Source organism: Actinoallomurus sp. NPDC052308, assembly GCF_040679195.1.
Classification (GTDB): domain Bacteria; phylum Actinomycetota; class Actinomycetes; order Streptosporangiales; family Streptosporangiaceae; genus Actinoallomurus; species Actinoallomurus liliacearum.
The window spans coordinates 120,518-132,189 of sequence record NZ_JBFAUM010000006.1; the positions used below are offsets into that span (position 1 = coordinate 120,518).

An 11,672-nucleotide genomic window follows, 5' to 3' on the forward strand; every position below is an offset into this window, starting at 1 on the left:
TGCCCTCGGCGGCCTTGCGGGCCATCTTCGAGGCCATGCTCGCTCCCGGCAGGGCATCACCTTGTATTGACGCGCTCCCCAGCCTGAAAGCTGGGGATTCATTCTGTGCCGCGTCATGCGGCACCTCTGTGGCTTCCTGCTTCAACGGGCATGCCACCCGGATGGGGTGGTCTTACCTGCCCTCCACCGGGACGGCTTGCGCCGTCCCGCCCACGGGCGTGGGAGGCGTTTAGCCTCTCCGCCCGTCCGGCGGCGAGGATGTTCTTGGCCGCATTCACGTCCCGGTCATGGACTGCCCCGCACCGGCAGGCCCACGACCGGACGTTCAACGGCATCGATTCGGCCCGTGCCCCACAAGCCGAGCACTGCTTAGAGGAGGGGAACCATCGGTCGATCCGGAGGACGGCCCGGCCGTAGAGGCGGCCCTTGTACTCCAGCATGGCCAGGAAGGACGACCAGCCGGCGTCATGCACGCTTTTGGCCAACCTTGTGCGCGCCAGTCCATTTACGGCCAGGTCTTCCACGTAGATCGCTTGGTTATCGCGAATCAGTCGCGTGGAGAGCTGATGATGGAACTCTCGGCGTGCGTTGGTGACCTTGGCGTGCTGGCGGGCAACAGTCAGGCGGGCTTTCTCACGGTTGTTGGATTCGGGCTGTTTGCGAGCCAGCGCCCGCTGTAGGCGCTTGAGTTTCTTTTCCGCACGGCGCAGGAACCGCGGTGAGCTGATCTTCCGCCCGTCGGACAGGACGGCGAAGTGCCCCAGTCCGAGGTCGATCCCGACTTCGGCCTCAACCGGTAGAAGAGATCGTTCGCCGACCTGAACCACGAACGAGGCGAAGTATCGCCCGGCCGCATCTTTGATGACCGTCACGCTGGACGGCTCGGACGGCAACTGCCGGGACCAGCGGACCGCCACATCCCCGACCTTCGGCAGGCGCAGCTTCCCGCCTGGGGTGATGGTGAAGCGGGCGTTGCGGGTGAAGCGGATCGCCTGCCGGTTGTCCTTACGAGATCGGAACCGGGGCGGGGCCAGCTTCGGCCCTTTCCGTTTGCCTGTTATCGAAGAAAAGAAGTTCCGGTAGGCGGTGTTCAGGTCGGCCAGCGCCTGTTGCAACACAACAGCCGACACCTCACCCAGCCACGCCCGCTCCAGCGTCTTCTTAGCCTCGGTGATCACCCGCTTGGACAACTCCCCATCGTCGATGTACGTGAGCCCAGCCGTATGAGCGTCCTGTCGCGCGCGTAGCCCGTCGTTGAACACCACCCGCGCACACCCGAACGCTTTGGCCAGCGCGACGCGCTGTCCAGGGGTCGGGTCCAGGCGGTAGGCATACCGTAACTGCATGGCACCGCACCCTAGCGCGCCCTATAGCTCATTGCCGCCTGAACCCACCGAAGCGCCGGCACTCCGGCGTTAAGGTTCTTCATGACGGTGAGCCTCTCGGAGGGTGCTCACCGCCGGCTCGATGCCGGTTAGTCTCTCCGAGGTCGCTTCACCACGCGCTCACCTCGGGCGACGGGTTCAGGGAGTCCCATCGCGCGCAGGGCCTCCGGGGTGGCGGCGCCCATCACGCCCGCCGCCTCGGCGGCCTTCTCGTAGTCGGCGCGTGCCGCCACAGCGTCGTCCGCGACGAGGTGATCGCCCCGGTTGACCAGGAGGTCGGCGCCGTCCTCCAGGGCGCCGAGCGACTCGGTGAGGGCCAGCGCCTCGTCGGTGAGCGCGATCGCCGCCGCCCGGTCGCCGCGCGCGCCGGCCATCCCGGCGAGCGCGTCGAGGGCCAGCGCGGTGCCCCAGCGCTCACCGAGCGAGCGGAAGCCCGCGACGGCCTCGGCGAAGACGCGCTCGGCCTCCGCGGTGTCGCCCGCGCCGAGCGGCCCGAAGCCCGAGACGTACCGCGCGGCCGCCCGCACCCACGGATCGGCGCGGTCGCACTGCGACGCCACCAGCGTGAACGCGCCCTGCGGATCGCCCTCACCGGCGTTCCGCATCATCCACATGAGCAGGACGACCGGGTGACGGCCCGGCTCGTCACCGGACCACGCGGCCGTCAGCGCCTTCTCGGCCGGTGCGCGGTGCCTGCGCCAGACCCACCGCCCGGCCGCGCCGGACGCCGCCGCCAGCACGGCCAGCGCGTACTCCTCGCCGCGGCCGGCCGGAGGCTCCTCGCCGATCACCTCGAGCAGCGTGGCCGCCTGCGGGACGATCGAGGCGGACGCGCCCCGGATCCACAGGTAGTGCGTCGCCGCGGCGATCAGGTCGAGCGCGGTCTCCGCCTCCCGGACCTCGACCGCCCAGCGCACGGCCGCCAGGAGATCGCCGTGCTCGGCCGCGAGGACGATCAGCCACTCGAGCTGTTCGGGCCGCCGCAGGTGCGGGTCGGCGGACCGGGTCAGGTCCAGGAGGCGGCGGGCGTGGGCGCGTCGCACGGACTCGCCTTCGCCCGACTCGTCGAGCCGTTCGGCGGCGTACGCGCGGATCGTCTCGAGCATCCGGTAGCGGCCGCCCGCGAGCTCCAGGAGCGACTTGTCGAGCAGCGACTCCAGCGTGTCGGCGTCGGTGCCGCACACGAGCGCCGCGGACTCGGCCGTCGCGCCCCCGGCGAACACCGCGAACCTCCGCGCGGCCTCCTGCTCGGCCGCCGGCAGCAGGTCCCAGCTCCAGGCGACCACCGACCGGAGCGTCCGATGCCGCTCGTCGGTGCCGCGGCTGCCCCGGGCCGCGACGCCGAGCCGGTCGTCCAGCCGCGCCGCGAGGTCGTCGAGGTGCAGCGTCCGCAGCCGCGCCGCCGCGAGCTCGATCGCCAGCGGCAGGTCGTCGAGGGCCGCGCAGATCCGCCGTACGACCTCGGGGTCGGCGGTGAAGCCGCGCCGGACGGCGCGGGCGCGGTCGGTGAAGAGGCGTACGGCCGCCTCGGCGTCGAGCGGCGCCACCTGCCGCAGGTGCTCGCCGATGACGCCGAGCGGCTCGCGGCTCGTCGCCAGGACGCGCAGCCGGGGGCAGGTCGCCAGCAGTCGCGCGGTCAGCGCCGCGGCCTCCTCGACGACGTGCTCGCAGTTGTCCAGGACCAGCACGAGCACCCGGTCCGACAGCGCCGTGATCAGCCGGTCCAGGGGCGTCTGCCCGCCGCCTCCCAAGTGCAGCCCGTTCTCGCGCAGGCCGAGCGCGGCCAGCAGCGTCTGCGGCAGCCCCGCGCCGTCGCGCGACGGCGCCAGCTCGACGAAGCAGACCTCGTCGGCCATGGCGCCGGCGACCTCGACGGACAGCCGGGTCTTGCCGACTCCGCCGGGGCCGACGAGGGTGACCAGCCGGGCCACGCGCAGCAGACCGGCGACCTCGGCCACGTCCTCCTCGCGGCCGACGAAGGCCGTGAGCTGGGCGGGCGGCGCGACGGGCGACGGCGACGGATCGGCGCTGAGCAGCTCCCGGTGCAGCGCGGTGAGCTCCGCCGAGGGGTCGGCGCCCAGCTCGTCCGCCAGGTGCCGCCGGGTCTCCTCGAACACCACGAGCGCCTCCGCCGGCCCGCCCGCGGCGAACAACGCCCGCATCAGCAGGCCGGCCGCCCGTTCGCGCAGCGGATGACGGCCGACCAGCTCGCGCAGCTCGGGCACTGCCGCGCGGTGCTCGCCGAGCCGGAGTTCACCCTCGATCCGGTCCTCGGTCGCCCCGAGCCGGAGCTCCTCCAGCCGTACGGCGGCGGCCCGGACCGTCTCGCCCTCGCCGAGGTCGGCCAGGGCGGCCCCGCGCCACAGGCCCAGGGCCTCGCGCAGCAGCGCGACCGCCCGTCCGGCGTCGTCGTCGCGCAGCGCGGCCCGTCCCTCCCGGGCGAGCCGCTCGAACCGGGAGGCGTCCACGTCGTCGGGCGCGACGACGATCCGGTAGCCGGTCCCGGCCCGTTCGATCGGCACCTCGGGACCGAGGACCGCGCGCAGCCGGGACACCTGGGACTGCAGCGCGTGCGCCGACGGCGCCCCGTCCGGGTCGATCTCGTCGGCCAGCCGGTCGGCCGCCACGATCTCGCCGGGCCGGCTCAGCAGCAGCGCCAGCAGCGCGCGGCGGGCCGGCCCGCCCAGGGGGACCTCGGTCCCGTCGGCACACCACGCCCGGGTGTCACCGAGAATCCCGAACCGCATGCCGGTGATTATCCACCGGTGTCGATCACGGGGCGATCGGGCCGAGCCAGGTGCCGCCCGAGACGTCGACGGTCTGCCCCGTCACCCATCGCCCCTGCGGGCCCGCGAGGAAACCGACGACGTCGGCGACGTCCTCGGGCTCGCCGAGCCGGCCGAGTGCGGTGATCGCCTCCAGCCCGGCGACGACCTCGGGGATCGAGGTGTAGCCGGCGGTCAGGTCGGTCCGTACGGCGCCGGGCGCGACGGTGTTCACGGTGATGCCGCGCCTGCCGAGCTCGTTGGCCAGCGACGGGGCCATCGACTCCAGCGCGGCCTTGCTGATCGTGTACCCGATCTGCGTGGTGACCGCGAGGCGGCTGGCCGTCTACCCCATGTTGACGATGCGGCCGCCGTCGTTCAGCAGCGGCAGCGCGCGCTGGATCACGAAGAACGGCGTGGTGACGTTGATGGTGAGCAGCCGGTCGAACTCCTCCTGGGTGACCTGGGAGATCGGACTGCCCGAGCCGATGCCCGCGTTGTTGACCAGGATGTCCAGCCCGCGACCGGCCAGCCCCGCGGTCAGACCCGCGAAGAGCCGGTCCACGGCGCCCTCGTCGCCGAACCGCGCCTGGACGGTGAACGCCGCACCGCCCGCCTCCTCGATCCGCGCCGCGGTCTCCTTGGCCGCCTCGTCGTTGCCGCCGTAGTGCACGGCGACCAGCGCGCCCTCGGCGGCCAGCCGCAGCGCGACCGCCCGGCCGATCCCCCGCGACGCTCCGGTCACCAGCGCCGTCTTGCCGGTCAGCATGCCCATCGCCCTGCTCCTCGCTCAGTGGCCGGTCCTCGGTGGATTCCGGCGATGAGGAGGACGATGGCGGCGCGCGCTCACCGTACGCTCACCGCGGGCTCACCGGCCTCCACAACAGGGCGGCGACCGGCCTCCGTCGGGCGGGGGCCGGTCGCCGCGTGCGGATTGTCAGGAGCGCCGGCCTGGCTGGTCGACGATCGTGGCCTTGAGCTTGCTGCTCCAGCTCACGATGTCCCCCTTCTTCAGGTTCTCGCCCATCTGCTTGTGGTCCTTGACCGCGATCTCGCGTTCGCCGAGATACTCGTAGGTCTTCGGGTCGATGAAGATCTCGCTGCGCAGGTAGCCCCCCTGCTCGTGGTAGAGGGTGACGCCCGGGCGCTTGGCGAGGTCGGTGGCACGGGCCTCGTAGCCGACATCGGGAATCTTGGCCAGGGCACCGTAGAGGGCGGCGCGGAGCTTAGCCGGTACCACGCTGTCCCACATGGCCCCGGTGATGTACATGAACGCGTACTGGTTGCGTTCCTCGTCGCCCATGGGGACGGGTTTCGCGCCCTTCGGCCTTTGCAGTCCGGGCTCCGCGGTCCCGCCCTTCGTGACCGTCTTGTAGACGTGGGCGAGCAGTTCGTCGGGATTCTGCGGCAGCGCGAGGATCTCCTGGTAGGGGACCTGGCCCTCGAAGCCCTTGTGTACCGTGAGCATCCCGTTGCGGTAGTCGGCGTAGCCCCAGTCGTCTACCCGGTGCCACGATTCCACGGGTTTCCCCACCTTCGGGGCGGCGCCCCTCAGGTAACCACCACCGTCCTTGTACTCGACGGCCAGGGTCTTCGTGTACGCCCACTGGTGTGGCTTGGGCATGGCCTCCTTTTCGGCCGCGGCCAAGACCGCCGCGTTGCTGGCCAGGTCCTGAGCGTTGGCGACCGGGCGCAGCCGGACGGACGGTTGCCCGAGCTTGCGGTCCTCACCGGATCCGCCGCCGCCCGCCAGTGCCGTGAGAAGCACCGCGGAGGTGGCCGCTGCGGCCAGGCCGAGGCCGAGCCCCCCAGCACGGCGCCAAGCCGGCTTCCGAAGCGGCTTCCTGGCCGGCGTCTCTCGCATGTGGGCGGTCAGCCGCGCACGGACCTGGGCGATTGTCTCGGGAGCTGGGTCCGACAGCGCGTCGTGCCGGTCTCGGATCTGGTGCAGGTCATCCATGGTTCATTGCCTCCTGTGTCGCGGGTCCCAACGTCTTTCGGAGCTTGCGCCGCGCCCGATTGACGCGGGAGCTGACGGTGCCGATCGGGATGGCGAGGGCGCGCGCCACCTCCGTGTAGCTGAACTGGGCGCAGACGACGAGCAACAGCGCGTCGCGGTCGCCCTGAGAAAGCCGTGCCAGGCCCCGCGCCAGGTCGGGGCTCAGGCGTTCCGCGGTCACCTGGTCGGCGACCCGGTCGGCGTGGTTCCCGGCGTCGTCCCGGGCCGCCGAACGGCCGAGGGCGCGGTAGAGCCGGATCTCGTTGCGGCGGTGTCGGCCGATCAGATTGGTGGCGATCCCGTACAACCAGGCCCGCGCGTCGGGGCAGGCCAAGTCGTAGCGGTCGCGCTGGTCGAAGGCGGCCAGGAACGTGTCGGCGGCGATGTCGTCCGCGGCCGCGGGCCCGAGCCTGGAGGCCGCGTACCGGCGGATCACGGTGAAGTACCGATCGAAGATGATCGAGAACAACTCGGGCTCGGCCCGCGCCCTGTCGATGATGGACGCGTCGGTCGGCTCAGACATCCGCGCGGGGGGAACATGGGTCACAGTCATGCATTCGGTGCCTCTCAGACGAAGTGGTCGGCACTGATTGCCCGAACCCGGGATCCTTGTTCGCACTTTTCAGCGGAAAAATTCACGACGGCGCGTGACCCGCTCGTCGGGGCCTTCGACAACGGGCACTGGCCCAAGTCCGCGGGTTACCTCGGCGACGGCAGCACCTCTGACGGCAACCGCTCCATATGGTCGTACAAGAGGTGACCGCGGTTCATGCCTCGGTCAACGGTGTTCCCGTTCTTCGTCGTGCGCCCTCCGTTCACGCCACGACCCGCTGAATCATCTGCGTCATCATCGGCGAGTATTCGAGGGGAAACGCCATGATCGACAATGAACTCTTCGGCGGAACCGAACCGGCGTGGCGCGTGACGGTCGCCGCCGAGCTGTACCGGATCGAGGAGCACTGCTCGCACTCGGCGCGCGCCCAGGCCGAGACGGTGAAGATCTGGCGGGTCCTCAACCTGTGGCTCGGGTCCACCGCCGTCCTGGCCGCCGGGGTGGCCGGCAGCCTCGTCCTGGCCGGCGACCGCTTCCCCCTGATCGCGGGCGGGCTGGCGCTGGGCGCCGCGCTGCTCGCCACGGTCGTCAGCATGGTCGCGCCCGGCCGCAAGGAGAACCAGGCGGCCGAGGCGGCCAAGGCCTACCGGTCGGTGGAGACGGCCGCGCGGCAGTCCCGCGAGGTCGACCTGCCCGGCCACGCCTTCATGCAGGCGCGGCAGGTGCTCGACGAGCTCACCGGCCGCTGGCACGCGGTCATCCGCAACGCCCCTCCCGCCCCGGCGTGGGCGCAGCACCGCGCCGAGCGCAACCGGTACGTCGAGCGGGCCGAGGAGGTCATGACCGAGCGCATGAGCGACATCGTGCGCGTGTTCCAGACGCCACGGCGGGCCGCCGACCAGCCGGCCTGAACGCGGTCGGACGGCCTCCTCCGCAGCAGCCTGAGCGTGGTCGAACGGCGTGCTCCGCGCGGCCGCTCTCACCGTCGTCTCCGCTGGTCGCGGCGGCGACCCGTGAAAGACGATCGAACGGCACGTCGAATCGTTGACGGTCTCGACGCGCCGGGGTGAGCGTCATCCTCGATCGGCAGCCTCTGTCCCTCCCACCGGTGGCGCTGCCGAGAGAGGAGTCCGTCAATGCGCAGAAATCCGGTCGGCGCGCTCACGGTCGCGCTGGTCGCCGTGATCACGGTCCTGGCGGGCGTCGCCGGTCAGGTCGCCGTCGGCGGCGCGGCCTCCGCCGCGGAGTCGTACACCTGGCGCAACGTTCAGATCGGCGGCGGCGGGTTCGTGCCGAGCATCGTGTTCAACCAGTCGCAGGCCAACCTCATCTACGCCCGCACCGACATCGGCGGCGTGTACCGCTGGAACCAGTCGACGGGTTCCTGGACGCCGCTGCTGGACTCGATCGGCTTCACGAACTGGGGCTGGATGGGTGCCGCGAGCCTGGCCACCGACCCCGTCGACCCGAACCGCGTGTACGTGGCCGCCGGTATGTACACCAACAGCTGGGACCCGAACAACGGCGCCATCCTGCGGTCCACGAACAAGGGCGACAGCTGGACCGCCACGCCGCTGCCGTTCAAGCTGGGCGGGAACATGCCCGGCCAGGGCATGGGCGAACGCCTGGCGATCGACCCGAACAAGGACGGCGTCCTCTACCTGGGCGCGCCGAGCGGCAACGGCCTGTGGCGCAGCACCGACTACGGCGCCACCTGGGCGAAGGTGACGAGCTTCCCGAACCCCGGGACGTACAAGCAGGACCCGAGCGACTCCTCCGGCTACCTCAGCGACGACCAGGGCGTCGTGTGGGTGACGTTCGACAAGCGCACGGGCAGTTCGGGGAACGCCACGAAGACCATCTACGTGGGCGTCGCGGATCCGCAGAACACCGTGTACCGCTCCACCGACGGCGGTTCCACCTGGCAGCGCCTCGCCGGCCAGCCAACCGGATACCTCGCGCACAAGGGCGTCCTCGACACGACCAAGGGCTACCTCTACCTCGCGACCAGCGACAAGGGCGGCCCGTACGACGGATCGAAGGGCCAGGTGTGGCGCTACGACACCGCGACCGGCGCGTGGACCGACATCAGCCCGATCCCGGCGTCCAGCGGCGACGACTACTACGGCTACAGCGGGCTGAGCGTCGACCGGCAGCACCCCGGCACCCTCATGGTGACCGGGTACAGCTCCTGGTGGCCGGACACGATGATCTGGCGCAGCACCGACAGCGGCGCCACCTGGACCCGCATCTGGGACTGGAGCAGCTACCCGAACCGTACGTTCCGCTACGCCCTGGACGTGTCCTCGGTGCCGTGGCTGACGTTCGGCGCGAACCCGCAGCCGCCCGAGGTGACGCCCAAGCTCGGCTGGATGACCGAGGCGCTGGAGATCGACCCGTTCGACTCCGCGCGGATGATGTACGGCACGGGCGCCACGATCTACGGCACGACGAACCTGACGAACTGGGACGCCGGGGGGCAGATAACGCTGAAGCCGATGGTCAAGGGCCTGGAGGAGACCGCGGTCAACGACCTGATCAGCCCGCCGTCCGGCGACGCGCACCTGCTGTCGGCCCTCGGTGACATCGGCGGCTTCCGCCACACCGACCTCGACACGATCCCGTCGATGATGTTCACCCAGCCGAATCTGACCACGACGACGAGCCTCGACTACGCCGAGACGAACCCCGGCTGGATGGTCCGCGTCGGGAACGTCGACAAGTCGGCCAGCCCGAACGTCAACCGGGTCGGCTTCTCCACCGACGGCGGCGCGAACTGGTGGCAGGGCAGTGAGCCGCCGGGCGTGACCGGCGGCGGTACGGTCGCGGCGGCAGCGGACGGGTCCCGGTTCGTGTGGAGCCCCGACGGCACGGGCGTGTACTACTCCGTCGGATTCGGCAACTCCTGGACCGCCTCGTCCGGCATCCCGTCCGGCGCGCGGGTCGCCGCCGACCGGGTGAACCCGAAGAAGTTCTACGGCCTGTCCGGCGGGCGCCTCTACGTGAGCACGGACGGCGGCGCGACCTTCACGGCCACCGCCGCGACCGGCCTGCCGTCCTCCGGCCACGTCAAGGCGGTCGCGGGCCACGAGGGCGACATCTGGCTGGCCGGCGGCACCTCCGGCTCGGCGTACGGCCTGTGGCACTCGACCGACTCCGGGGCGACGTTCACGAAGCTGTCGAACGTCCAGGAGGCCGACAACATTGGCTTCGGCAAGGCCGCGACCGGCAAGACGTACCCGGCGTTGTACGTCATCGCCAAGGTGGGCGGCGTCCGCGGCGTCTTCCGGTCCGACGACTCCGGGGCCACCTGGGTGCGGATCAACGACGACGCCCATCAGTGGGGCAACATCGGCGCCGCCATCACCGGCGACCCGCGCGTCTACGGCCGCGTCTACGTCGGCACCAACGGCCGCGGCGTCATGTACGGCGACCGCACCGGCGGGTAGCGGGTCGCTCGCCGAGGCGATCAGGCCGTGACCGGCTGTACCTCCTGGGCGGCCCGCACGTCGTAGGCGTCGCGGGCGTCCAGGACGGCATTGATGTTCTCCTCGGACCAGGCGCGGATCGCGTGCATCAGCGCGGTGACGCTCTCGCCCAGCTCGGTGGCCGCGTATTCCACCTTTGGCGGAATCGTCGGGTAGACCGTACGGATGACCAGGCCGTCCCGCTCCAGGGTACGTACGGTCTGGGTGAGCATTTTCTGAGTGATGCCGTCCAGGCGGCGTCGCAGCTCGCCAAAGCGCATCGGGCCGCCGGACAACGCACCCATGACCAGCATGGTCCACTTGTTGGCGAGTACGTCCAGGATCTGACGGGAGGGGCAGGCGGCCAGATAGGCATCCGCGCCGCCATAAAAGCGCAGGTTGTCAGTAGTACCCATAAGGTACCTATATACCTTTTAAGTGCCTTCTGTTCAACGGATACCGCCTTACCGAGGATAGGGACATCCCGAACGACTCTTCGAACAGGAGTGCATGACGATGCGTGCGATCACCCAGAAGACCTTCGGCGGCCCCGAGGTGCTGGAGCTCGTCGACGACGCGCCCAAACCGGCACCTGGACCGACGCAGGTGCTGGTCCGGGTCAGGGCGACCAGCGTCAACCCCGTCGAACTGTTCGTCCGCTCCGGCGCCTTCCCGTTGCTGGGCGAGCCGCCTTTCGCCCTTGGCTGGGACGTCTCCGGGGTGGTCGAGCAGGTCGATCCGGGTGTGCACCGGTTCAAGGTCGGCGACGAGGTCTACGGGATGCCGTATTTCCCGGCCGCGGCCGGGGCGAACGCCGAATACCTGGTCGCCCCCGCACGCCAGCTGGCTCGCAAGCCCGCGGGGATCAGCCACGAGGAGGCCGCAGCGCTACCGCTCGTCGGCCTGACCGCCTGGCACGCGCTGGTGGAGATCGCGCAGCTGCGGCCGGGGCAACGGGTACTGATCCACGGTGCGGGCGGTGGGCTCGGGCACGTCGCGGTGCAGCTGGCCAAGCACCTCGGCGCGGAGGTGATCGGCACGGCGAGCGCGGCCAAGCACGACTTCCTGCGCGGGTTGGGTGCGGACCAGCTGATCGACTACCGGACGCAGGACTACACCGAGGTGCTCCGGGACGCACCGGTGGACGTGGTACTGGAGACCCTGGGCGGCGGGAACGCCGAGCGTTCCTTCGGCGTGCTGCGGCAGGGCGGCGTGCTGGTGACGGCGGTGGAACGACTCAGTACCACCCTGCCGGAGCTGGCGGAGCGGTCCGGCGTACGCTTCGCGGCGGTCGGCGTGGAGCCGGACCCGGCCGGCCTGGAGGCACTGACCGAGCTGGTCGAGGCCGGGAGGCTTCGAGTGCACCTGCAGCAGGTGTTCCCGTTGGAGAGGTTGGCCGAGGCGCACGAGGTGCTGGCCGCCGGCGGCGTGCAGGGCAAGCTCGCGATCACGGTCTGAGAAGGCCGCGTGAGGTTCGATGACGTCGCCCGAGCCGGCGGTCGG

At 70.9% G+C, this 11,672-nt stretch carries 8 protein-coding genes and 1 pseudogene; 3 read left to right on the forward strand and 6 right to left on the reverse strand.

The window, feature by feature from the left end; all coding sequences use genetic code 11:
- Positions 1-113: 113 nt before the first annotated feature.
- The 5 genes and pseudogenes from AB0L00_RS19405 to AB0L00_RS19425 form a co-directional block, all read right to left on the reverse strand.
- On the reverse strand, positions 114-1,346 hold the full coding sequence (locus AB0L00_RS19405; protein WP_364435734.1) for a transposase: 1,233 nt from the start codon (positions 1,344-1,346) through the stop codon (positions 114-116).
- Positions 1,347-1,474: 128 nt separating this feature from the next.
- A complete protein-coding gene (locus tag AB0L00_RS19410) occupies positions 1,475-4,132 on the reverse strand; it encodes a BTAD domain-containing putative transcriptional regulator (RefSeq protein WP_364435736.1) in 2,658 nt (885 codons plus the stop codon).
- Positions 4,133-4,157: 25 nt separating this feature from the next.
- A pseudogene (locus AB0L00_RS19415) lies at positions 4,158-4,925 on the reverse strand (SDR family oxidoreductase).
- Positions 4,926-5,087: 162 nt separating this feature from the next.
- A complete protein-coding gene (locus AB0L00_RS19420; RefSeq protein WP_364435739.1) occupies positions 5,088-6,110 on the reverse strand; it encodes a CU044_5270 family protein in 1,023 nt (340 codons plus the stop codon).
- Positions 6,103-6,672, reverse strand: a complete 570-nt coding sequence (locus AB0L00_RS19425) for a sigma-70 family RNA polymerase sigma factor (RefSeq protein ID WP_364435742.1) — start codon at positions 6,670-6,672, stop codon at positions 6,103-6,105. Before AB0L00_RS19425 ends, AB0L00_RS19420 begins: the two co-directional genes overlap by 8 nt.
- 353 nt (positions 6,673-7,025) lie before the next feature.
- Here AB0L00_RS19425 and AB0L00_RS19430 point away from each other — a divergent pair, with 353 nt between their 5' ends.
- Both AB0L00_RS19430 and AB0L00_RS19435 read left to right on the forward strand, forming a co-directional pair.
- Positions 7,026-7,613 (forward strand): SLATT domain-containing protein, encoded by a 588-nt coding sequence (locus AB0L00_RS19430; RefSeq protein ID WP_364435745.1) that lies wholly within the window; start codon positions 7,026-7,028, stop codon positions 7,611-7,613.
- Between the two features lie 225 nt (positions 7,614-7,838).
- Positions 7,839-10,151 (forward strand): xyloglucanase, encoded by a 2,313-nt coding sequence (locus tag AB0L00_RS19435; RefSeq protein ID WP_364435748.1) that lies wholly within the window; start codon positions 7,839-7,841, stop codon positions 10,149-10,151.
- A gap of 20 nt (positions 10,152-10,171) precedes the next feature.
- Here AB0L00_RS19435 and AB0L00_RS19440 read toward each other — a convergent pair whose 3' ends face one another.
- On the reverse strand, positions 10,172-10,585 hold the full coding sequence (locus AB0L00_RS19440) for a helix-turn-helix domain-containing protein (protein WP_364435751.1): 414 nt from the start codon (positions 10,583-10,585) through the stop codon (positions 10,172-10,174).
- 94 nt (positions 10,586-10,679) lie between these two features.
- On the opposite strand from AB0L00_RS19440, the gene AB0L00_RS19445 reads away from it, so the two are divergent.
- A complete protein-coding gene (locus AB0L00_RS19445) occupies positions 10,680-11,627 on the forward strand; it encodes an NADP-dependent oxidoreductase (protein WP_364435754.1) in 948 nt (315 codons plus the stop codon).
- Positions 11,628-11,672: the final 45 nt, after the last annotated feature.